This window comes from Mycobacterium ostraviense, from assembly GCF_002705925.1.
GTDB classification, from domain to species: Bacteria; Actinomycetota; Actinomycetes; order Mycobacteriales; family Mycobacteriaceae; genus Mycobacterium; species Mycobacterium ostraviense.
Window position 1 is genome coordinate 3,820,971 of sequence record NZ_NKRE01000001.1, and the last position, 22,570, is coordinate 3,843,540.

Genomic DNA, 22,570 nt, shown 5'->3' on the forward strand with positions numbered 1-22,570 from the left:
GACCGCTACTGCGGGTCGACGGAGGCCCCGGTGGCGGCAGCGTATCCAGCGCGGTACCCGAAAACCATTGCGGGGCCGATGGTTCCGCCTGCCCCGCCGTAGGCTCGGCCGGTAACTCCGGCCATGGCGTTACCCGCCGCGAACAGACCGGGTATCGGGTTGCCGCTGACATGGAGCACCCGTCCGTCGCGGTCGGTGCGCGGTCCGCCCTTGGTGCCCATCGCACCCACACGGATCGGTACCGCATAGTAGGGGGCTGTGTCGAGCGGGCCGAGGGTCTTGCCGGCAAGCGTGGTGGCGCTCTCGTCGCCCCAATAGCCGTCGTAGGCACTGGAACCGCGGCCGAAGTCGGGGTCAGCGCCGGCCGCGACGTTGCGGTTCCATCGCTCGATGGTGCGCGTCAGCCCGTCGGCGTCGATGCCGGCCCTGGCGCCCAATTCGGCCAGGTCTGCCGACTCGCAGAACCAGTCCGGAACCGGTTGCGCGGGAGCGACACCAAGAAACCCGTAGCGCTGCAGGTGAATCGAGTCGAAGATGATCCAGCCGCGGTCGTTGACGTAGCCGTCCCGGGGATCGAGGTAGTGGAAGGCACCGGCCATCGAGTTGTAATCGCATGCCTCGTTGACGAACCGCCGCCCGGCCCGGTTGACGATGATGCTGCGCGGACGGGTGCGCTCCAGGCGCACGCTGCGGCTGCGTTGCCTGCCGGCGATGGTGTCGCCCGGGATCTGCACGATCGGAACCCACCACGCTTCACCCATATTGGCCAGGTCGGCGCCGCGCGCCATCGCCATGCGCAGTCCGTCGCCGGTGTTGTTGGGCGGCGAAACCGCGCCGTGCATGGGTCCGCGCAGGAATGCCCGCACCAGAACCGGATCCCATTCGAACCCGCCCGTTGCCAGGATGACCCCGTGACGGGCCCGAACGCTGATGCTGTGTTCGGGGCGCGAGATTCGCACTCCGGTGACGTCTGCGCCGTCGACCATCAGTTCCTCGGCCGGCGCGTTCGGGAATAGTGCTACCCCGTTGTCCAACAAGCCTTTCAACAGTCCGGAGATCAGCGCGGTGCCGGCCACGCACACGTTGTCCGGTCCGGCGTAGGTGCCGGCGTGCAACCGGGCGCGGGTCTCGGCGTCGAAACCGACGTTGGACCAGTCGGCGGGGAAGGAGGTGATGCGGCCGGCCCACTGACCGAGTCGGTCGAGATCGAACGGCGCCGCGCTGAGCGAGCGCCCACCGGCGGGCTGTCCGCCGGGCAGCTCGGGCCGGTAGTCCGGGAATCCGGCGGCGACCTCGAAGCGCAGGCCGCTGTGCTTCTCGACGAAGTCGAGCATGGCCGGGCCGGTCCGCACGAACGTTTCCACCAGGGTGTCGTCCATCGATCCCCACGATTGCGCGTGCAGGTATTGCAGGGCGTCGGACACCGTCAGCTCCCGGTCGGGGCAGCGGTGATGCGCCGGAATCCAGGCGATGCCGCCCGAGACGGCGGTGGTCCCGCCGATGGTCGGCGCCTTCTCGAACACCGCTGCCGATGCGCCGGTGACCGCCGCGGTCAATGCGGCGGTGAGCCCGGCGCCGCCGCTGCCGAGCACGACGACATCGAATTCCTGATCCCACCGCATGCCTGGTATCCCTTCAGCTCAGCAGTGTGGACAACTGGGCGGCGGCCGTGATGACCGCGTCCTTTCCGCGGCGCACCACGTCTTCGCGGTGGGAGATGAGGTTGATGCACGTCGGCGGGGACGGTGCGACGCGGCGCACGGGCACGGCCAGGCCGTAGGTATTCGGTTCGATCTCCCCGTAGGTCATCACCCAGCCACGCTCACGCGTGGCCGCGACCAGGTCGCGTTCGCCCGGACGCGGCGGCATGCCCGCTAGCAGGGCTATTCCGGCGGCGCCGCGGTCCAGCGGATATCGGCTGCCCTCGTGGAAGGCGAGTTGGTAGGCGACCTGGGTCGGCACGATGACCGCGACCGCCACTTGCTCGTCGCCCTCGGCGACCAGCAACGACACCGTGGTGCCCAGTTCGTCGGCCAATGCCCGCAGCGTCGGCAGACTCAGCTGGCGCAAGTTGTGATCGAAGGACGAGCCGAGCACGGCCAGCGCCGCAGCCGGCCGGTAGCGCCCGTCGTCGCCCTTGGAGATCAGCCGGAACTGGGCCAGCGTCGAGAGCAATCGGTAGGCGATGGTCCGGTGTACGCCAACCTGGTCGGCCACCTGCTGCATGGTGAGCCCGCTGGGTGAGTCCGCGACCAGTTGCAGCGCAGTGAGCCCCCTGGCCAGGGTCTGCGAGCCGGTCACAGTCTTGACAGGCCATCGGACGAGAGCAAAGCTCTATATATATCGCACATTTATGTGCGATATTAGCACATCCGGTATCCGTAAGCGAGAACCGGGCTTCCAGCCGGGAAGGAACCGTGGCGGAGTTCGAGAGCGTGTGGAGCGATCTCCAAGGTGTCCCGTTCGAGCAGGGCTACCTCAACGCCGCGGGGATCCGGACGCGCTACCTGCGCGCCGGCGATCCCGGCAAGCCCGTGCTGCTGCTGTTGCACGGGTCGGGGGGTCACGCCGAGGCCTACGTCCGCAACCTGGCGGCGCACGGCGAACATTTCTGGACCTGGTCGATCGACATGCTGGGTCACGGCTACACCGACAAGCCCGGGCACCCACTCGAAATCCGGCACTACGTCGAGCACCTGATGGCAGTGGTGCGCAGCATCGGGGCCGACCGCATCAAGTTGAGCGGTGAATCGCTGGGTGGCTGGGTGGCCGCCCGCGCCGCGATCGACCACCCCGACGTCGTCGACCGGCTGGTGCTCAACACGGCCGGCGGCTCGCAAGCCGATCCGGAAGTCATGGCGCGCATCGTCGCGCTATCCATGGCCGCCGCGGAGAACCCGACCTGGCAGACCGTGCGGGCGCGGATCAAGTGGCTGATGGCCGACAAGTCCAAGGACTACGACGACCTGGTGTCCGCCCGGCAACGCATCTATCGCCAGCCCGGATTCGTCGCGGCCATGCGCGACATCATGGCTTTACAGGATCCGCAGATCCGGGCCCGCAACCTGCTGGGTCCCGACGACTACGGGGCCATCACCGCGCCGACGCTGGTGCTCTGGACGAGCCACGACCCGACGGCCGATGTGTCGGAGGGCAACCGGATCGCGTCGATGATTCCCGGCGCTCGCTTCGAGGTGATGTCGGGCTGCGGCCACTGGCCGCAGTACGAGGACGCCAAGACGTTCAACCGCCTGCACCTCGACTTTCTGCTGGGCCGCTCATGACCGGGAGCGGACACGAGGTAGACGTGCTGGTGGTCGGCGCCGGTCCGGTCGGGCTGACATTGGCCAATATCCTTGGGCTGCAGGGCGTTCGCACGTTGGTGGCCGAGGAACGAGCCAGTCTGATCGACTATCCTCGCGGGGTCGGACTGGACGACGAGGCGCTGCGCACCTTCCAGTCGATCGGCCTGGTCGACGAGATCCTCCCGCACACGGTGCCCAACCAGATTCTGCGGTTCTTCGACGCCAAGCGCCGCATACTGGCCGAAATCGCGCCTCCCGACGCGTGTTTCGGCTGGCCCAGGCGCAACGGGTTCGTACAGCCGCTGGTCGATGCCGAATTGCTGCGGGGATTGGACAGATTCGACCATGTCGAGGTGTGGTGGAACCATCCGGTGACCTCCTGTGTGCAGAACGGCGATGCGGTGACGGTCGAGTGCGGCGGCCAGGGCGGCGTGTCGCGGGTGCGCGCCGGCTATGTCGTCGGCTGCGATGGCGGGCGCAGCATCGTCCGCCGGACAATGGGTGTGTCCTTCGACGGCACCACCTCGCCCACCCGATGGCTGGTGGTCGATATCGCCAACGATCCACTGGGCCATCCCAACAGCGAGGTCGGCGCCGACCCGCGGCGCCCGTATGCGTCGATCTCGATCGCACATGGGATTCGCCGGTTCGAGTTCATGATTCACGCCGACGAGTCCGACGAGCAGGCGCAGGATCCCGCGTTTTTGACCCGGATGCTGGCCCGCGTGGTCCCATACCCGGGCCGGGTCGAGGTGATCCGCCGGCGCGTCTACACCCATCACTCGCGAATCGCCGGCACCTTCCGCAGCGGCCGCCTGCTGCTGGCCGGGGACGCCGCGCACCTCATGCCGGTATGGCAGGGGCAGGGCTACAACAGCGGCATCCGGGACGCGGCGAACCTGGGATGGAAGCTTGCCGCGGTGGTCAGCGGGCAGGCCGGCGACTGTCTGCTTGATACCTACGACATGGAACGCCGCAAACATGCCCGGGCGATGATCGACCTGTCCACCATGGTGGGCAGGGTGATTTCCCCCACCGACCGCAGGATCGCGGCCGGCCGGAACCTGATTGTGCACGCCGCCTCAATTGTGCCGTCGCTCAAGCGCTATGTGCTCGAGATGCGGTTCAAGCCGATGCCGCGCTACGAACGTGGCGCGGTAGTCCATGCCGAGCCCCGCAAGCCGGGGTCCCCGGTGGGCACGTTGTTCGTTCAACCCCGGGTCAATACCCGCACCCAGCACGACATCTTGCTGGACGACGTGTTGGGCAGCTGGTTCGCGGTGTTGTGCTGGAACAACAACCCGCGGAAAATCCTTGGCGAGCACGCATTTGCGACGTGGCAGGCGTTGGGTGCCCGGTTCGTCGCCGCGCGTCCGGAGGTGCAGCTGCACTGGACCGGACACGACGACCGCGATGTCGTCGTCGTCGGTGACCACACCGGAGACCTCAAGTCCTGGTTCGACGCTCACGACGAGTCGGTGGTGTTCCTGCGTCCCGACCGGTGTGTCGCCGGCGCGTGTATCGCCCAACTCGCTCCCGAGTTGAGCGCATCGCTCGTCAAGGCCCTCACCCTCACTCCGAGAGGCGGTGATTTCCAAAGTGCCACTGGCTCTGTGCTGTATGTCCCACAGCCCGCTGCTGAATCTACCGGGGCCGCCGCGGGACCTGCTTGACGACGTCAATGCCGCGATCGGAAGGGCACGGGAATTCGTCGGCGAGTACGATCCCGAACTCGTCGTCATCTTCTCGCCCGACCACTACAACGGATTCTTCTACAAGGTGATGCCGTCATTTTGTATCGGCTTACACGCCAACGGAGTCGGCGACTACGGTAGCTACGCCGGCCCACTCGACGTTCCCGAGCAGATCGCGCAGCAGTGCGCCAGGGCCGTCCTCGGGGCGGACGTCGACATGGCCGTCTCGGCCAGCATGGACGTCGATCACGGAACGGTCCAGCCCCTGGAGAAGCTCTTCGGCACGGCGACGTCGCGCCCGGTGATACCGATCTTCATCAATGCGATCGCCACGCCGCTGGGACCACTGCGCCGTTGCCGGGCACTGGGTACCGCGGTGGGCGAATTCCTTGCCACGCTGGACAAGCGGGTGCTGGTGATCGGGTCCGGTGGGCTGTCGCACAGCCCGCCGGTGCCGACGCTGGACAACGCCGGGCCGGCCGGTCTGGAGCGGATCGTGCACGGCCAGCCGATGAGCTCCGAGCAACGCCAGGCCCGGCAGACGGCGGTGATCGACGCCGCCAAGAGCTTCGCCGCCGGAGACAGCAACCTACAGCCCCTCAACCCGGCCTGGGATCAGCGCTTCCTGGAGATCGTCGACGGGGGACACCTGGAAGACCTGGATCAGTGGTCGAACTCGTTCGTGATGCACGAGGGCGGTAGCTCCGCACATGAAATCCGCACCTGGATCGCCGCTTTCGCTGCCCTGGCGACGGCAGGCCAGTACCGGACCACACTGCGCTACTACAAACAGGCTCCCGACCTGATCACCGCGTTCGGCATCAGGACGGCGGCGCCGAGCCCATGACCTATACCGGCAGCGAAGGGTTCGACCACGTGGTCGACGTGCTCGTGGTCGGGTCCGGCGCGGGCGGTATGACGGCCGCACTGGCCGCCGATGCCGCCGGCCTACAGACGCTGGTGGTGGAAAAGTCCCGACACTTCGGCGGTTCCACCGCCTTGTCCGGTGGCGGCATCTGGGTGCCCGGCGCGCCGGCGCAGCGCCGAGCGGGCTACACCCCGGCACCCGCTGATGTGATCGAGTACCTGCACCGGGTTACCGACGGCCTGGTCAGTGCGGCGCGGATACGCCAATACGTCGAGTCGGCCCCGCAGATGCTGCAGTTCCTGGAAGGGCTCTCACCGTGGCTGGAATTCGTCTGGAAACCCGGCTACGCCGACTACTACCCGGACCTTCCCGGCGGCTCCACACTGGGCAGCACCATCAACGTGCCACCGATCGATCTGCGCTCGCTGGGCGCCGATGAGGAGAAGCTGCTCGTGCCGCTGTCGCTGGCGCCGAAGGGAATCTGGCTGGGGCCAAACGAATTGCGGTCGTTCTACCGGATCCGCCAGTCGTGGAGCGGAAAGGTGGTGCTGCTGAAGCTGATAGCCCGCATGCTGCGGGCCCGGGTGCTCGGTGAGCGGATCGCGGCGATCGGCCAGTCACTGGCAGCGCGGCTGCGACTGGCGATGAAGGAGCGCGACATTGCGCTGTGGCTGGACTCGCCGATGACCGAATTGCTCACCGACACCGACGGATCGGTGATCGGTGCGCTGGTGGACCGAGCCGGCGTACCGACGCGGATCGGCGCGCGGCACGCGGTGATCCTGGCCTGCGGAGGTTTCGACCACGACCTGGCCTGGCGCAAGGAACACCAGCCGATCGTGGACCGGGACTGGAGCTTCGGCAATCCCGCGGCCACCGGTGACGGGATCCGTGCCGGCCAGCGGCTGGGCGCGGCCACCGAACTGCTCGACGAAGCCTGGTGGTTTCCGGCCATGCAATGGCCGGACGGCCGAATGCAATTCATGCTCAACGAGCGGATGATGCCGTCCCAGTTCATCGTCAACGGCGACGGCAAGCGTTTCATCAACGAGGCCGCGCCCTACATGGACTTGGGTCACGCCATGATCGAAGGCCAGAAGTCCGGGGTCACCCACATCCCCTGTTGGCTCATCACCGATCAGCGGTCCTGGAATCGCTACGTCATCGCCGGGCATCTGCCGATACCGAGGATTCCCGGAGCGCCGGTACCCAGCGGGCGAACGGTCCCCGCGGCGTGGCTGGAGTCCGGCGTCGTCAAAGCCGCGCGGACGTGGGCGGAGCTGGCGGGCCAGATCGGCGTCCCGCCAGTCAAACTCCGTTCAACGGCAACACGTTTCAACGAGCTGGCCCGCAGCGGCCACGATGACGACTTTCGCCGTGGCGACAGTGCCTACGACAACTACTACGGCGATCCCACGCTGCCCAACCCCAACCTGTACCCGCTGGGCGATCCACCCTACTACGCGTTCCGCATCGTTCTCGGCGACCTCGGCACGTCGGGAGGCCTGCGCACCGATGAATACGCGCGAGTCTTGCGCCCCGACGACACCCCGGTGCATGGCCTCTACGCGGTGGGCAACACCGCCGCGCCGGTGATGGGGCGCAGCTATGCCGGCGCCGGGGCGACCATCGGACCCGCCATGGCCTTTGGCTACGTCGCGGCGAAACACATTGCGGCACAGGCACGTAATGCTCATAGGAGGTAAGCATGAAAATTTCGTTGTTCTACGAATTCGCCCTGCCGCGTCCCTGGACCGTCGACGACGAACGCATCCTACTGCAGGATTGCCTCGACGAGGTCGAGGCCGCCGACAAGGCCGGCTTTTCCACCGTCTGGCTCACCGAGCATCACTTCCTCGAGGAATACTGTCATTCCACCGCACCCGAGATATTCCTGGCCGCGGCCAGCCAGCGGACCGATAACATCCGGTTGGGATTCGGCATCATGCACCTGCCGCCCGCGGTCAACCACCCCGCCCGGGTGGCCGAACGCATCGCCACCCTGGACCTGCTGTCCAACGGGCGGGTCGAGTTCGGCACCGGCGAATCATCCTCGGTCGGCGAACTAGGGGGATTCAACATCGATCCCGCCGACAAGCGGGCCCAATGGGAGGAGGCCCTCGAGGTCGCGATTCGGTGCATGATCGAGGAACCGTTCTCCGGTTTCCGCGGCGAGCACATCCAGATGCCGGCGCGCAACGTCATTCCCAAGCCGATGCAAAAGCCGCACCCGCCGGTATGGGTCGCCTGCACCCGGCCGGCCACCGTCCAGATGGCCGCCCAGAAGTGTATCGGCGCGCTGAGTTTCGCCTATACCGGCCCGGGTCCGCTGACCGAGCGGGTGAACGGCTACTACAAGGAATTCGAGGAGAACGGCGTCCCGGTGACGCCGCGGATCAACCCGAACATCCTGGCCATCGGCGGTGACCTGTCGATGATGGTCGCCCGGACAGACGACGAGGCGCTGCGGCGCCTCGGGCAGGGCGGCGGCTTCTTCTCGTTCGGCATCACGCACTACTACATGACCGGCGTGCACACACCCGGGCGCACGGGTGTGTGGACCCGCTATCTCGAAGAGGTGCAGAAGGATCCGACGCTGGCCTACGGGCCGGGACGCGGCGCCATCGGGTCGCCGGCCACCGTGCGCGAGTTCCTGCGCGGCTACGAGGAGAGTGGCGTGGACGAGATCATTCTGCTGCTCAACCCGCGCAGTCACGAGGGCACCATGGAGTCCATCGAAATCATGGGCGCCGACGTGCTGCCGGAGTTCATCGAGCGCGACGCCAAAGCGGTCGCCGACAAGGCCGCCAGGCTCGCTCCCGTCATCGAGCGAATCGAGGCACGCCGGCCGGAAACACGACCCTTTGGCGCGCCCGCCTTCGACGAAAACTACTCATTCGGCGGCCTGCCGACCGGACGCGGCGGTAAGTTCACTGCCAGCGAGATTCCCGAAGCCATGGCGGAGATCAACGAGGGCCGCGTCATGGCGGCGCGCCGCGCAAAGGAGCAGTGTCAATGACACCGGAAGTTGGTTAGGCGTTGGGCCTGAACGACCTGTGGCGCTACGACGGCCGCCGTGCGGTGGTGACCGGATGTTCCTCGGGCATCGGCGCGCAGGTCGTGCATCAACTCGCCGAACTCGGCGCGCACGTGGTCGGCTTGGACAAACATCGACCGGGCGACGAGATCAACGACTTTCACGAGGTCGACCTCGCCGATCCGGATTCCATCGATCGGACCGTCGCAGCTCTCGGCGGACGCGTCGACACGCTGTTCAACGTCGCCGGCGTCTCCTCGGGGATCGGCGACCCGCTACTTGTCGTCACCATCAATTTCCTTGGGCTGCGCCATCTCACCGAGGCGCTGATGCCGATGATGGCCGCGGGCGCGTCGATTGTCAGCGTGTCATCGCTTGCCGCGGCGCACTACCGGGAACATCGGTGGGCAGTGGCTCCGCTGCTGAATACCACGACGATGCAAGAAGGTATCCACTGGTGTCATCGCCACCCCGAGGCGGTGGGCAGCGGCTACCAATTGTCCAAGGAAGCCGTCATCCTCTACACCATGCGACGCACGGCTGACCTTGGTGCGCGCGGTATCCGGATCAACTGCACCGGGCCCGCGGTGACCGACACACCGATACTCGACCAGCTAAGGCGTGCCTATGGGCCGGAATTCCTCGACGACATCGCCAAGCCGCTGGGCCGGGTGGCCGATCCGGCCGAACAGGCCGCGGTGCTGCTCTTCTTGAACAGCCATGCCGCGAGCTATATTTCGGGTCAGGTCGTCTGGGTGGACGGCGGAAACCTGGGCGCCGCAGTCGCCGGTGAACTCGAGAAAGGACGGGCGCCATGGCCAGCCTAACCGAATTCAGGCGGGTGGCAAGCGATCTCAGCAACTGGGGCCGGTGGGGTGACGCGGACGAACTCGGAACGCTGAACTTCATCACCGCCGACACCGTCCGGCACGCCGCCAGCCTGGTCCGGCACGGGAAGGTGTTCCCGCTCGGGGTGGACTTCGGGTCGTCCGGCCCACAGGGCGCTTTCGGGTTCCGGCACAACCCCATACACGTGATGACCGTGGACGGCGGCGATGCGAACACCCTGGGCCGGTACGGGCCGGGCTGGACGCAGAACCCGACGGCCGAACAGATGGGCAACTACCTGGTCGACAATCCGTTCCGGTTCAACGACGACATGGTCATCATGCCGTTGCAGGCGGCCACCCAGTGGGACGCGCTGTCGCACGTCTACTACGACGACCTGCTCTACAACGGCTTCCCGGCAAGTTCGGTGACCAGTCTGGGCGCCTACCACTGCGGCATCGACAAGGTCGACGTCAAGGGCATCACCTCGCGCGGTGTGCTACTGGACCTGGTGCGCCATCGCGGCGCGGAAGTCTTTCTCGAGCATGGCAACCCGATCACCCCGGAAGAACTGGACGACGTCGTCCGCGCCCAGGGCGTCACGGTCGGCCGCGGCGACATCGTGCTGATCCGAACCGGTTGGTGGGCACGGTATCTGATGACCGGTAACAAGACCGAGCGGTACTCCGGGCTGGACTGGCGCTGCGCCCAGTGGTTGCACGATCACGAGATCGCCGCAGTGGCCTCCGACAATCTCCAGGTCGAAGACCCCGTTTCCGGAGTCGACGGCCTGTTCTTGCCGTTTCATCTGCTGTGCCTGCGTGACATGGGGCTGATGCTGGGCGAATACTGGGACCTCACGGCGCTGGCCGCCGACTGCGCCGCCGACGGCGTCTACGAGTTTCAGCTGATCGCGCCGCCGCTGAGATTCGTTGGCGCGGTGGGATCGCCGGTGAATCCCATCGCGATCAAGTGATGCCGATACACCGCCGCACCGCCGTGGTCGACGGTCTGGTCACCAGTTATCTGGAGTCGGGCGCGGGTGACCCGGTGGTGCTGCTGCACGGCGGCGAATTCGGGGCCAGCGCCGAATTGGGCTGGGAACACAACATCGTCGCGCTGGCGAGGCGCTACCGCGTGCTGGCGCCCGACATGCTCGGGTTCGGGCAGTCGGCCAAGGTGGTGGACTTCGTCGACGGCCGCGGAATGCGCATCCGGCATGTGGCACGGTTCTGCGACGTTGTCGGCGTCGACTCCGCGCACTTCGCCGGCAATTCCATGGGCGCCATCATGCTGCTGACCGATGCCACCTCGGATGCGCCCCGGCTGCCGATCCGCACCATGGCGATCATCTGCGGCGGGGGAGAGATCGTCCAGAATCGGCACTTCGAGGCCCTGCAACGCTACGACGCCACGCTGCCGGGGATGCGGCGCATCGTCGAGGCGCTGTTCCACGACGCCCGCTATCCGGCCGATGAGGACTATGTGCGGCGCCGCTACCAGTCCAGCATCGCTCCGGGAGCGTGGGAAGCCCTGGCGGCAGCGCGGTTTCGCCGTCCTGGCGCTGAGCCGGAAGCTGTGCCGGCCTCGAAGCCGTCGAGTACGCGCCGCTATCAGCGCATCACCGTGCCGACGCTCGTGGTCGAGGGGCGCGACGACAAGCTCCTGCCCGCCGGATGGGCCGCACAGCTCGCCGATCAGGTCAAGGATGGACGCGCGGTGGTGATCGACGACGCGGGCCACTGTCCGCAAATCGAGCAATCCCCGATCGTCAACGAACTCCTGCTGGACTTCTTCAGCCGTCAGAAGACGTAATCCAGGCGGGTCATCATGCCGGCCGCCAGGTGATACATGGTGTGGCAGTGCATCACCCACGTACCCGGATTATCGGCGACGAGCACTGCCTGGACCTTCTGCTTGGGCAGGACGATCACGGTGTCCTTGCGGGCGCCGAGGGAACCGTCGGCTTTGATGATCTGATAGGTGTGGCCATGCAGGTGCATGGGGTGCCACATCATGGTGGTGTTGTCGAACACCAGAAGTTGGCGCTGGCCCTGGTGTACCTGCAGCGGCTTGGTCCTGCTGTAGGACTCACCGTTGATCGTCCAGTCGTACTTCGCCATGGTGCCGCCCAACACGACGGGAAGTTCGAGGCCGGGTTCGGCCCGGCCCAGATTAGCCGACGTTGTGGCGGTGAACATCTCGATGGTGCCCACCCTCTTGGTGAGTTCCGCCGGCCGGAACTGCGGATCGGGCGCGCTGCCCGCACCGGTGGACAGCAGCGAACGTGCCACGGCGTTCTTGCCTTCGGCGAGCGCGACGAGCGGGAAGACACCGGATGCTGCCCTCACGATGACGTCGTAACGTTCGCCCATGCCGATCAGCAGCGCGTCGACCGGTGTCGGCAGCACCGGGTAACCGTCGGTGTGGGTGACCGTCATCGAATGTCCGGCCAACGCGACGCGGAACGCCGTATCGGCAGCGGCATTGATGATCCGGATCCGGATTCGCTGTCCCGGTTTGGCATTGAAGGTCGTGGGGGCCGCGGGGATACGGCCGTTGATCAGGTAGTAGGGGTAGGCGACCTCGCCGGCGTCGCCGCCGAGCAAGTCGCTGCTGGCCACGTCGCCGCCGGGCATCCCGGGCATCGGGGACGACGGCGTGGTCTCGGTGGTGGTCGTCGTGCTCGTGGTACTTGTCGTGCTCGTCGTATCTGTCGTGGTTGGCGGGGTCGTGCTTGGCGGGGTGGGCATGGGCATTGCGGTGGGCTTGTTCGGGTCGACCAGGGCGTCGTAAATCTGTTGCGGACTCTTGCCCACGCCGTCGGTCCAATCATCAAGCACAACAATCCATTCCGCGTCGTAGCGTCCCGGTTCGGTCGGATCGTCAATGATGACGGGCAGATAAAGCCCCATGTCCTCTTCGAGGCCGACGTGCGGATGAGCCCAGTAAGTGCCCGGATCAGGGACCGAGAATCGGTAGGTGAAGTCGTGGCCAGCCTCGATGTTCGGGGTGGCGGGCACGGCACCGTCCATGTCGTTGCGCAGCGCGATGCCGTGCCAGTGCACCGACGTCGGATGATCGAGCCGATTCGTCACCGCGACGACAATCTCGTCGCCGACGGCGGCCCGGATCAGCGGTCCCGGGATCGTGTTGCCATAAGCCAGCGTACGGGTGATCGGCCCGCCGAGGTCGACCTCCGCCTGCTGCGGGGTCAGGCTGGCGGTTACGGTTCGCCCGCTGTGCGGCCGGGCCCGCTCGGCCGCGTCGATTGCGGCAGCCATGGCCGTCTCGTCTGCCGAGTGTGTCTGTGAGTGGCCGCAACCGGCCAGCGCCAACCCACCGGCGATTCCGGCGCCGATAAAGCCGCGCCTGCTGAGCTGTACTCCGCCCAGGGGATGACCGCTCGTTGGCAGTACCGGCATGGACAGCTCCTCGTCTCCGTTGATTCGGGCCCGCGCTACTACCCTGCTAGGACATCGACAGTCGCGCAACCCGCAATGCCGCACCTTTAGTATATACCCCCTAGGGGTATATAGCGACCGACGTTAACCTTCGGCAGGCGGTGTGAACGCCGATTGCCGTGTGGGGCGGTTTGATTCCGGTGGGACTCGCCACCGTCGCCGGGCTCTACGCGCTGGACAGATCTTCGCAACGGCACCCCACCCTGCCTTCCTTCGGGCGCTGCCCGGCTCCGACATCACGAATGACAGTAGGACCGATAACGATCCCGGCCGAACCTCGCGCCAGCTCGTCGATACCGCGCAGCCAGGGGTTATGAAGAGCGCCAAGGTAACTGACTTCGGTCCGGATATCGGCTATTCCGAAGCCAGGCGGCGATCCGGAGGTGGGGCGAGGTGGATTTCGGAGCATTACCACCCGAGATCACTTCAGCGAGAATGTATGCGGGTGCTCGGTCGGAGCCGCTGCTACGTGCCGCTGCGGCCTGGAACAAACTGGCTGACGACTTATACGGCACTGCCGCGTCCGTTGGTTCGATCACTTCGGCACTGACCGACGAAGGGTGGCGGGGCCCGGCGTCGGATTCGATGGCTGCCGCGGTAGCTCCCTACCTGCGTTGGCTGACCGGTACCGCCGGAGCGGCCGAACAGATCGCGGGCCAGGCCCGGGCGGCTGCCTGTGCCTTCGAGAACGCCTTCGCCGCCACGGTGCCGCCCCCGGTGATAGCCGCCAACCGCGCTCGGCTGGCATCTCTGATCGCCGCAAATGCGACCGGTCAGGACACACCCGCCATCGCAGCTCTCGAGGCCGACTACAGCGAAATGTGGGCCCGGGATGCCTGTGCGATGTATCGCTACGCCAACGCTTCGGCGGCGGCCGCTACCCTGACGCCGTTGGCTCTCCCGACGCTGGGGGACAACCTGCCCGGGTTCCAGGAGTGGAGTGCCGACGCCGGGATGCCCGATATGTTGGCCCAAACGATGGCGCAAACGATGGCCGGGGTACCTGCTGCGCTGCGCAGCCTCGGGCGGCCGGTGCAACCCGTGTCTGCGGCCTCGACGATCGCGAACATGCTGCGGTTCAAGCCTTTACCGTCGCCGGTGAGTGCCTTCGTGGGGGCGATCAGTGCCCCGTTGGCCATGACGCCGGCTGCGATGGCTACGAAGGTGTCCGGCTCATCACGGCTGGTGGTGTCGGCGGCCTGGAGTCGCGCCGCTTTGGTCGGCAGGATGTCGGTACCGCGCAGTTGGGGTGTGGCCGCGTTGGGTGCAACCGGTGTCCCGTCCACCGCTAAATCAACTGCTTGACTTAAGGTGGCGCGCGCCGATTAACTCGTCGTGTGGTCAAAGAACTGGCCGGAAAGGTCGCCGTCGTCACCGGTGGGGCATCCGGTATCGGCCGTGCCACGGTTGAGCGGTTTGTGGGCGAGGGCGCGCGGGTGGTCATCGCTGACGTCGAAGCGGACATGGGCCAGGCGCTGGCGACCCGCATGGGGCCCGAAACCATGTTCCGGCGCACCGACGTTTCCGACCCGGCACAGGTAGGGGCGGTGGTGGCAGCCGCCGTCGACACGTTCGGCGGCTTGCACATCATGGTGAACAACGCCGGTGTCTCCGGAACCATGCACCGCCGATTCCTCGACGACGACCTGGCCGATTTCCACCGGGTCATGGCCGTCAATGTCCTGGGGGTCATGGCCGGCACCCGCGATGCCGCCCGGCACATGGCCGCGCACGGCGGCGGATCCATCGTCAACCTCTCCTCGATCGGGGGCATCCAGGCCGGCGGCGGGGTAATGACCTACCGCGCGTCGAAGGCGGCGGTCATCCAGTTCACCAAATCGGCGGCAATCGAGTTGGCGCACTATGAAATTCGAGTCAACGCCATCGCCCCGGGCAACATTCCCACGCCGCTCTTGGCGACGTCAGCTGCGGGGATGAGTCGGGAGGAACTCGAGCGGTATACGGCGGCGATTCGCCAGACCATGCGCGACGACCGGCCGCTGAAGCGTGAGGGCACGCCCGAGGACATCGCGGAGGCGGTGTTGTATTTCGCTAGCGAACGGTCCCGCTATGTCACCGGAACCGTGCTCCCGGTGGACGGCGGGACGGTGGCGGGCAAGGTGATTCGATCCGCGCGCCGAACGTGAAGCCACTGCGAACATTTCGCGGAATTGTCGCACTCAGTACACGTTCGGCGAAGGTGTGGCGGGTGCATGGCTATGGCGGGCCGCTTCTTGGGCGAGCTGCACCCGGGAGGTCATACTCAGCTTGGTGTAGACGTGGGTGAGGTGTGACTGCACGGCGCGTGGTGAGACGAAAAGTTTCGCGCAGTACGCGTTGGAGAAGCACGGTCGCCGTCTGCTCTGGTTGGGTTCCCACAGCTGGGTTGATCCCTCGACATCGGCCAACAGCAGCGTCACCGTTCCGGTCGGCAAGGTGCTCATACCCGGCTCACTCCAGTCCGCCAGGGCAAAATCCGCGCCTGGATGCGTGTCGCTCATGCCAGCCAGCATGCGGTTTCGTCGGCGGCGAAACATCAGCGAAAACGCGTAGAACGGCCTGGCTCCGGTGCGGATCTCCCACGGCTCTGCCGCTGGGCGCGATGGCGAGTGGTCACGTGAATCACACGAGTCACTGAGGGTCGGGGTACGCGTTGTGCCCGTCTATCAGCGACAGTGCCGGGCGCAGGTTGGCAACTGAAGCTCTGGTATCAATCAGGTATCATTTCGTCATGGGGATGACGCTACGCACCAGTGCTGAGCAGACGGAAGCGCTGCGCAGGCAGGCGGCCGCCGAGGGACGGTCGATGCAGGCCGTCGCACTGTCGGCCATCGACGAATACATCGCGCGGCGCACGCACAAGGCGAAGGTTGCTGCGGCTCTGCAGCGCGTGGTGCGGGAGGAGGCCGGGGTCCTGCGGCGTCTTAAGGACGCATGACCGAGTATCTGGATCTCGACGATCTGCTCGACATTGCTCGCGAGGCGGTCGGTGCAGATGCCGTGGTCGGGGATTACGGCTTGCTTGAATCCGCTCAGGCGCGCCCACGCGCGTCGGTGTTCGGTCGAGATGCCTACCCGGGTCTGAACCTCAAGGCCGCCGCGCTGCTGCACTCCCTGGCGCGCAACCACGCGCTGGTAGATGGAAACAAGCGACTGGCGTGGACGGCCTGCCGGACTTTCCTCGCCATCAACGGCCAGTGGATCAGCGCCCCCGAGGATGACCGCTTCGAATTCGTCATCCAGGTCGCCACCGGCGCATTGCCCGATCTTCCCAAGATGGTCGAACAACTACAGGCATGGAGCTACGACGAGGGCTGAGTCAACCGTGGCGGGCGGCCTCTTGGGCCAGTTGCACGCGAGAAGTCAGGCCGAGCTTGGTGTAGACGTGGGTGAGGTGGGCCTGCACGGTGCGCGGTGAGACGAATAGGCGGCTGGCGATGTCCTTGTTCGCCAGCCCGTCGGCGACCAGCCGCACGACGTCGAGCTCGGCGGGAGTCAGCGATTCCCACCCTTGGCCGGGCGTCGACGCTCACCGCGGCCCCGCTTCGCATAGGCGAATCGCCTCCTGGATGGACAATTCCATGATGACCGTTTGTGATGTGGCGCTGCGACCATCGCCTACCACGACTCCCGCTAGCGATCGAGGACCTCGATCCGGCAGATCGGCCCGTATCTTCTAAATCAAGCGCTTGACTTAACAGCGGGCCGAGCGGTTGACTGGGCGATATGACCACTGTCGGAAGGGCCGTTCGCAGTGAGCGGGCGAGTTCCACGCAGGAGGCGATTCTGGCGGCCGCCGAGCGGCTGTTCGCTGAGCACGGCGTGTTCGCGGTATCCAATCGGCAGGTCAGCGAGGCCGCCGGGCAGGGCAACAACGCCGCGGTCGGCTATCACTTCGGGACCAAGGCCGACTTGGTGCGTGCCATCGAGCAGAAGCATCGGCTGCCGGTGGAACGGCTTCGTGAGCAGATGGTGGCCGAGCTGGACGAGACCGCCGAAATGCGCGATTGGGTGGCATGCCTGGTGCGCCCGCTCACCGAGCATCTGGAGGCTCTGGGCAATCCCACGTGGTACGCCCGGTTCGCCGCCCAGGCCATGACCGATCCCGCCTATCACAACATCGTCGTCAAGGACGCGCTGAGCTCGCCGTCACTGGTCCGGGTGATCGACGTCATCAACAGTTGCCTTCCCGATCTGCCGGTCGACATCCGCTACCAGCGCAACCTGATGGCGCGAAACCTGTTGATGCACACCTGCGCTGATCTCGAACGTGCGCTGGCGACGGGTACCTCGACGCCCCGGCCTTCGTGGCGGGCCGCGGCTGACGCACTCATCGACGCGATCGTGGGCCTGTGGCTGGCCCCCGTGACATCGCCCGAGTGAAGGGCCGGCAGATGAAAGTGACCGTAGACCAGAATGTTTGCGCCTCGTCCGGGAACTGCGTCAGGCACGCACCGGAGGTGTTCGACCAGCGCGACGAGGACGGCGTCGTCATCCTGCTCACCGCGCACCCGCGCGCAGAGCACGCCGACGCCGCCCGCAAAGCCGCCGCCGCCTGCCCGGCAATGGCCATCCACATCGAGGAGTGACGGTGTCGGACACACTCGCAAGCAGTACCCCGGAGTCGGCCGCGGAGATCCCCGACTATCCGATGGCCAGGGCCGCACGGTGCCCGTTCGCGCCGCCGCCGGACGTGATGGCGCTGGCCAAAGCCGGGCCGCCGTCGCGGGTGCGGATCTGGGACGGCAGCACTCCGTGGCTCATCACGGGCTACGAGCAAGTGCGCGAACTCTTTTCGGATTCGCGGGTCAGCGTCGATGACCGGCTTCCCGGCTTTCCGCACTGGAACGCGGGCATGTTGTCGACGGTCCACAAACGGCCCAGATCGGTGTTCACCGCCGACGGCGAAGAGCACACCCGGTTCCGGCGGATGTTGTCAAAGCCGTTCACGTTCAAGAGGGTTGAGGGGCTGCGCCCGACCATCCAGCAGATCACCGACGACCATATCGACACGATGCTGGCCGGAACCAAGCCGGCCGATCTCGTCGCGGCACTGGCCTTGCCGATGCCGTCGCTGGTGATCAGTCAGCTGCTGGGGGTGCCCTACGAGGACGCGGAGATGTTCCAGCATCACGCGACGGTGGGGCTGGCCCGGTATGCGACCGGCGAGGACACCGTCAAAGGCGCGATGAGTCTGCACAAGTACCTGGCCCGGCTGGTCGAGACCAAAATGGAAAGCCCCCTAAGAGAATCAGCAGACGCGGTGTCCGATCTGGCCGAACGGGTCAAGGCCGGTGAGCTCAGCGTCAAGGAAGCCGCGCAGTTGGCCACCGGTCTGCTGATCGCCGGGCACGAAACCACCGCGAACATGATCGGCCTCGGTGTGCTTGCTCTGCTGGAACATCCGGAGCAGGCGGCGATCCTGCGCGACGCGGACGACCCGAAGGTCGTCGGCAACGCGGTCGAGGAGTTGCTGCGCTATCTCAGCATCATCCAGAACGGTCAGCGCCGGGTGGCGCTCGAAGACATCCACATCGCCGGCGAAACCATCCGCGCCGGTGAGGGCATCATCATCGACCTGGCGCCGGCGAATTGGGATCCGGACGCGTTCACCGAACCGGACCGGTTGTATCTGCACCGCTCGGGGGCCGACCGCAACGTGGCGTTCGGGTACGGCAGGCATCAGTGCGTGGGCCAGCAGCTGGCACGCGCGGAGTTGCAGATCGTCTACCGAACGCTGTTGCGCCGCATTCCCACATTGGCGCTGGCCATCCCCGTCGAAGACGTCCCTTTCAAACACGACCGGCTCGCCTACGGCGTCTACGAACTGCCGGTGACCTGGTGACCACTACCGCCGACCCGAATGGAGGATCAAGGATGTCGGCTCGACCCAGCACGCTCTCGCTGTACCCGCCCGAAGGCTTTGGCGCACCGAAAAACCGGCGGGGCCATGCCGTGGGCACCGATCCCGGCCTTCCCGAAGGCACCGTGGTCTTTTCCGCGGACAACCACATCTCGTTGGCCGCGGACATCTTCTACGAGCGCTTCCCGGATGACCTGAAGGACAAGGCGCCGCGCATCTGGTATGAGGACGGCGCGTATCAGGTGGGGCGCAGGGGCCAATCGTTCTTGCCGGGCGACTTCAGCGCGGTGCTCATGCAGTACGACGACCTGCCGGGTGCGGCCAGCACCAACATCGAGGCCCGGATTCAAGAGCTGCGTGACGACGGCGTCGACAAGGAGCTGGCGTTCCCCAACGCCGTCCTGGCGCTGTTCCACTACCCGGACAAGAAACTTCGCGAGCTGGCGTTCCGCATCTACAACGAGTACATCGCGGATCTACAGGAACGCTCGGGTGGGCATTTCTACGCCGCCGGGCTGATCAACTGGTGGGATCCGGAAGGAACACGGCGCACTCTGGCCGAGCTGAAATCGTTGGGGCTCAAGACCTTCCTGATGCCGCTCAACCCGGGCAAGGACGACGACGGCAACCCGATCGACTATGCCAGCACCTCGATGAGTGCGGTGTGGGGCGAGATCGAGGCCTCCGGTGTTCCGATCAGCCACCACATCGGGGAGACTCCGCCGAAGAGTCCGTGCGAGTTCAACAGCGTGGTCGTCGGGATGATGATCAACGTCGACGGGTTCCGGGAAACGTTCTCCAAGTACATCTTCGGCGGCATCCTCGACCGGCATCCGGGGTTGCGGATCGGCTGGTTCGAAGGCGGCATCGCCTGGGTACCGTGGGCCCTGCAAGATGCCGAGCACCTGGTGGCGTCCTACCGGCACATGTTCAACCGGCCGCTGGAGCACGACATCCGTTATTACTGGGACCGGCACATGAGCGCCTCGTTCATGGTCGACCCGCTGGGGCTGGAGCTGATCGACCGGATCGGCATCGACAAGGTCATGTGGTCGTCGGATTATCCGCACAACGAAAGCACCTACGGCTATTCCGAGAAATCATTGGCTGCCGTGGTGCAAGCCGTCGGACCGGCGAACGCGGCGCGGATCGTCAGCGGCAACATCACCGAATTCCTGGGCCTGTAACGGTGACGACGCTCACGCGGCCGCTGATTCCCGACACCCCGGATCTGACCCGGATGCGCCGGGAAACCGGGGCCCGGCTGCGCACGGCGATGGCCGAACGTGGGGTGGACGCGATGATCCTGCTCGGCAACAGCGCCGTCGTCTACGCCACCGGAACCAGTTGGCCCCTGGGGGACGCCGGATTGTCCTACGTCGAACGGCCGGTGGCGGTGGTGCTCGTCGACGACGAGTGGCCGCATCTGTTTCTGCCCTACCGTGCCGGCGCTTCGCACGAGTCGGAGTTGCCGGCCGATCACCTGCACGGGCCGGTCTATCTTGAATTCGACGAAGGCGTCGAGCTTTTCGCTCGCCAGCTGGCCGGCCTGATTCCCAGCCGCTCGACGATAGCGGTGGACGAGCTGACCGGCGCCATGTCGCGAGCCCGGAATATGTTGTTTCCCAATGGTCCTCCTGAGGATGCGAGCGCCATCGTCAGCGCCGCCAAGGTGATCAAGACTGCAGACGAATTGGCATGCATTCGCGCCGCCGTCCGGATCACCGACGAGGCGATGGTCGAAGTCCATCGCGCGCTGGCGCCTGGCGTACGCCAAATCGATTTGTCCGCGAAGTTTCTGCGCCGGGCCTTCGAATTGGGCGCCACCGCCAGCATGCTCGAACCGATTTGGCAGGTGATGCCGCAGAGTAGGGCCGAGGGAGTGTGGACCACTCACGGAGATCTGGCGCTACCGCTGCTCACCACCGAGCGGGAGCTGCGCGCGGGCGACGTGTTGTGGACCGACGTCAGCATCACCTACCGGGGTTATTGCTCAGACTTCGGGCGGACCTGGATCGTCGGGAGTGACCCGGCGCCGCGGCAGCAGGCGCAGTTCGACAGATGGCGCGAGATCATGGCCGCGGTGGTGGGTGTGGCCCGCGCCGGAGTCACCGCCGCCGAACTGGGCCGGGCTGCGACGGACGCCAACGGCGGCACCAGGCCCTGGCTGCCGCACTTCTACCTGGGGCATGGCATCGGCGTCAACGCCGCCGAAATGCCCATGATCGGAACCGATCTCGGCGACGAGTTCGACGAAAGCTTTGTCCTGCAACCCGGTATGGTGCTGGTCTTGGAGCCGGTGGTGTGGGAGGACGGCACCGGCGGCTACCGCAGCGAAGAGGTGCTGGTGATCACCGAGGAAGGCTCGGCACGATTGACCGACTACCCCTACGACCCTTATGTCGACTGAAGTTCTGCCCGACGATCGGGCGTTGCGCTTGGGACGTCGCCAACGGGCGCTGGAGCAGATGGCCGCGCACGACCTCGACATCCTGGTCCTCGGGCGGCAGGCCAATGTCCGTTACGTCTCGGGCACACCGCAACTGTGGGTCGCCGGGACCCGCCCGTTCGGCCCGACCTGCGTGCTGGTGCGCGCCACCGGCGCCGTTCATCTGCTCAGCACCTGGGACGAAGGCGTCCCCGACGATATCCCGCACGAAAACCTGTATGGGATCTCCTGGAATCCGCTGAATACCATTGCGGTGCTGCAGCGCATCGAGGGCGCCGCGACCGCCCGGCGCGTCGGCACCGATGCGCTGTCACCGGTTTTCGCGCAACTGCTGCCGACGGCCTTTCCCAACGCCGAGCTGGTGGACGGGGAACTCGCCATGCGTGCGGCCCGGCGGATCAAGACCGACCAGGAGGTTGCCGCGCTACGGCACGCCATTGCGGTGGCCGAATCGGGGTTGGCCGCAGCCGTCGCCGAGCTGCGGCCCGGGGTCAGCGAACAGCTCTTGGCCGGAGTGCTGCTGGAAGCCCTGGCCGCCGGCGGAGTGAGTACGCCGTCGAATCAGGACGTCGTGTGGGTGACGTCGCGCGATCACCCGTGGCGACTTGTCGACGGTGACGGTCGCGTGCAGGATGGCGACTTGGTAGCCTTCTCGGCCGGGGTGCTGGCCGACGGTTACATCGGCGAGGTGGGCCGGACCTGGCCGGCCGGCGGCGCCGCGCCTCTTTACCGGCGCTGGGAGGCCCTGTGGCAGAAGCTGATTGCGGCATGTCAACCGGATGCCCGGGCCGGCGAGCTGTTGGTGGCTTACGCCGCGTCGGGTGAGCCGGACCCGCCGATGCCGGTGGCGCGAGGCCTGGGCATGGGCTTCGACCCGCCGGTAATTTCATCACAGCTACCGCGGACAGCAGCCGATGAACGATTGGAGCCGGGAATGGTTCTTGCCGTGACGGGATACGTCTGGGAACGAGGGATCGGCGCGGTATTCGGCCGTGAAGCCGTGCTGATCACCGCCGACGGGCCCGAAGTTCTGACCTCCTGCCCGATGTGGCGGGCATAGCC

Annotated in this window: 21 protein-coding genes and 2 pseudogenes; 18 read left to right on the forward strand and 5 right to left on the reverse strand. The window is 66.3% G+C overall.

Annotated elements, in window-relative coordinates; translation table 11 throughout:
* Positions 1-5 precede the first annotated feature (5 nt).
* Complete coding sequence (locus CDN38_RS17865) at positions 6-1,622, reverse strand: FAD-dependent oxidoreductase (protein ID WP_075512024.1); 1,617 nt, start codon at positions 1,620-1,622, stop codon at positions 6-8.
* 13 nt (positions 1,623-1,635) lie between these two features.
* On the reverse strand, positions 1,636-2,301 hold the full coding sequence (locus tag CDN38_RS17870) for an IclR family transcriptional regulator (RefSeq protein WP_036416161.1): 666 nt from the start codon (positions 2,299-2,301) through the stop codon (positions 1,636-1,638).
* A 116-nt stretch (positions 2,302-2,417) separates the two neighbouring features.
* Here CDN38_RS17870 and CDN38_RS17875 point away from each other — a divergent pair, with 116 nt between their 5' ends.
* The 8 genes from CDN38_RS17875 to CDN38_RS17910 are packed head-to-tail and all read left to right on the forward strand — an operon-like array spanning position 2,418 to position 11,547.
* Positions 2,418-3,284 (forward strand): alpha/beta fold hydrolase, encoded by an 867-nt coding sequence (locus CDN38_RS17875; protein WP_075512025.1) that lies wholly within the window; start codon positions 2,418-2,420, stop codon positions 3,282-3,284.
* Positions 3,281-4,978 carry a bifunctional 3-(3-hydroxy-phenyl)propionate/3-hydroxycinnamic acid hydroxylase gene (locus CDN38_RS17880; RefSeq protein WP_075512026.1) on the forward strand — a complete coding sequence of 566 codons (1,698 nt, stop codon included), beginning with the start codon at positions 3,281-3,283 and terminating at the stop codon, positions 4,976-4,978. Before CDN38_RS17875 ends, CDN38_RS17880 begins: the two co-directional genes overlap by 4 nt.
* Complete coding sequence (locus CDN38_RS17885) at positions 4,926-5,846, forward strand: 3-carboxyethylcatechol 2,3-dioxygenase (RefSeq protein ID WP_075512027.1); 921 nt, start codon at positions 4,926-4,928, stop codon at positions 5,844-5,846. The genes CDN38_RS17880 and CDN38_RS17885 overlap by 53 nt, the downstream gene beginning before the upstream one ends.
* On the forward strand, positions 5,843-7,573 hold the full coding sequence (locus CDN38_RS17890) for an FAD-binding protein (RefSeq protein WP_075512028.1): 1,731 nt from the start codon (positions 5,843-5,845) through the stop codon (positions 7,571-7,573). Before CDN38_RS17885 ends, CDN38_RS17890 begins: the two co-directional genes overlap by 4 nt.
* 2 nt (positions 7,574-7,575) lie before the next feature.
* On the forward strand, positions 7,576-8,886 hold the full coding sequence (locus CDN38_RS17895) for an LLM class flavin-dependent oxidoreductase (RefSeq protein WP_075512029.1): 1,311 nt from the start codon (positions 7,576-7,578) through the stop codon (positions 8,884-8,886).
* A gap of 20 nt (positions 8,887-8,906) precedes the next feature.
* Positions 8,907-9,731, forward strand: coding sequence for a coniferyl-alcohol dehydrogenase (locus tag CDN38_RS17900; RefSeq protein ID WP_075512030.1), 825 nt, complete (start codon positions 8,907-8,909; stop codon positions 9,729-9,731).
* A complete protein-coding gene (locus tag CDN38_RS17905) occupies positions 9,719-10,708 on the forward strand; it encodes a cyclase family protein (protein ID WP_075512031.1) in 990 nt (329 codons plus the stop codon). Before CDN38_RS17900 ends, CDN38_RS17905 begins: the two co-directional genes overlap by 13 nt.
* Positions 10,708-11,547, forward strand: coding sequence for an alpha/beta fold hydrolase (locus CDN38_RS17910; RefSeq protein ID WP_075512032.1), 840 nt, complete (start codon positions 10,708-10,710; stop codon positions 11,545-11,547). The genes CDN38_RS17905 and CDN38_RS17910 overlap by 1 nt, the downstream gene beginning before the upstream one ends.
* Here CDN38_RS17910 and CDN38_RS17915 read toward each other — a convergent pair.
* Complete coding sequence (locus CDN38_RS17915; RefSeq protein ID WP_099319100.1) at positions 11,535-13,157, reverse strand: multicopper oxidase family protein; 1,623 nt, start codon at positions 13,155-13,157, stop codon at positions 11,535-11,537. The genes CDN38_RS17910 and CDN38_RS17915 overlap by 13 nt on opposite strands.
* A 432-nt stretch (positions 13,158-13,589) precedes the next feature.
* Between CDN38_RS17915 and CDN38_RS17920 the strand changes: the two genes are divergently transcribed.
* Both CDN38_RS17920 and CDN38_RS17925 read left to right on the forward strand, forming a co-directional pair.
* Entirely contained in the window at positions 13,590-14,501 is a 912-nt protein-coding gene (locus CDN38_RS17920; RefSeq protein WP_082277269.1) for a PPE family protein, read from the forward strand.
* Between the two features lie 32 nt (positions 14,502-14,533).
* A complete protein-coding gene (locus CDN38_RS17925; RefSeq protein ID WP_075512035.1) occupies positions 14,534-15,343 on the forward strand; it encodes an SDR family NAD(P)-dependent oxidoreductase in 810 nt (269 codons plus the stop codon).
* Positions 15,344-15,376: 33 nt separating this feature from the next.
* Here the strand turns inward: CDN38_RS17925 and CDN38_RS33080 are convergent.
* A pseudogene (locus CDN38_RS33080) lies at positions 15,377-15,523 on the reverse strand (LuxR C-terminal-related transcriptional regulator); the annotation flags it as partial.
* Positions 15,524-15,927: 404 nt separating this feature from the next.
* On the opposite strand from CDN38_RS33080, the gene CDN38_RS17935 reads away from it, so the two are divergent.
* Both CDN38_RS17935 and CDN38_RS17940 read left to right on the forward strand, forming a co-directional pair.
* Positions 15,928-16,134 carry a CopG family transcriptional regulator gene (locus CDN38_RS17935; RefSeq protein WP_075512037.1) on the forward strand — a complete coding sequence of 69 codons (207 nt, stop codon included), beginning with the start codon at positions 15,928-15,930 and terminating at the stop codon, positions 16,132-16,134.
* Complete coding sequence (locus tag CDN38_RS17940) at positions 16,131-16,514, forward strand: type II toxin-antitoxin system death-on-curing family toxin (protein WP_075512038.1); 384 nt, start codon at positions 16,131-16,133, stop codon at positions 16,512-16,514. The genes CDN38_RS17935 and CDN38_RS17940 overlap by 4 nt, the downstream gene beginning before the upstream one ends.
* A 1-nt stretch (position 16,515) precedes the next feature.
* Here CDN38_RS17940 and CDN38_RS33085 read toward each other — a convergent pair.
* Positions 16,516-16,763, reverse strand: a pseudogene (locus CDN38_RS33085) (response regulator transcription factor); the annotation flags it as partial.
* Positions 16,764-16,922: 159 nt separating this feature from the next.
* On the opposite strand from CDN38_RS33085, the gene CDN38_RS17950 reads away from it, so the two are divergent.
* The 6 genes from CDN38_RS17950 to CDN38_RS17975 all read left to right on the forward strand — a co-directional run bounded on the left by CDN38_RS17950 (position 16,923) and on the right by CDN38_RS17975 (position 22,568).
* Positions 16,923-17,579: a TetR/AcrR family transcriptional regulator gene (locus CDN38_RS17950; protein WP_075512039.1), complete on the forward strand. Its 657-nt coding sequence runs from the start codon at positions 16,923-16,925 to the stop codon at positions 17,577-17,579.
* Positions 17,580-17,590: 11 nt separating this feature from the next.
* Positions 17,591-17,785: a ferredoxin gene (locus tag CDN38_RS17955; protein WP_075512134.1), complete on the forward strand. Its 195-nt coding sequence runs from the start codon at positions 17,591-17,593 to the stop codon at positions 17,783-17,785.
* Between the two features lie 2 nt (positions 17,786-17,787).
* On the forward strand, positions 17,788-19,041 hold the full coding sequence (locus CDN38_RS17960; protein WP_075512135.1) for a cytochrome P450: 1,254 nt from the start codon (positions 17,788-17,790) through the stop codon (positions 19,039-19,041).
* Positions 19,042-19,184: 143 nt separating this feature from the next.
* Complete coding sequence (locus CDN38_RS17965) at positions 19,185-20,246, forward strand: amidohydrolase family protein (protein WP_180276429.1); 1,062 nt, start codon at positions 19,185-19,187, stop codon at positions 20,244-20,246.
* A gap of 53 nt (positions 20,247-20,299) precedes the next feature.
* Positions 20,300-21,469, forward strand: a complete 1,170-nt coding sequence (locus CDN38_RS17970) for a M24 family metallopeptidase (protein WP_082277282.1) — start codon at positions 20,300-20,302, stop codon at positions 21,467-21,469.
* Positions 21,459-22,568, forward strand: a complete 1,110-nt coding sequence (locus tag CDN38_RS17975; RefSeq protein ID WP_036416134.1) for a M24 family metallopeptidase — start codon at positions 21,459-21,461, stop codon at positions 22,566-22,568. The genes CDN38_RS17970 and CDN38_RS17975 overlap by 11 nt, the downstream gene beginning before the upstream one ends.
* Positions 22,569-22,570 lie beyond the last annotated feature (2 nt).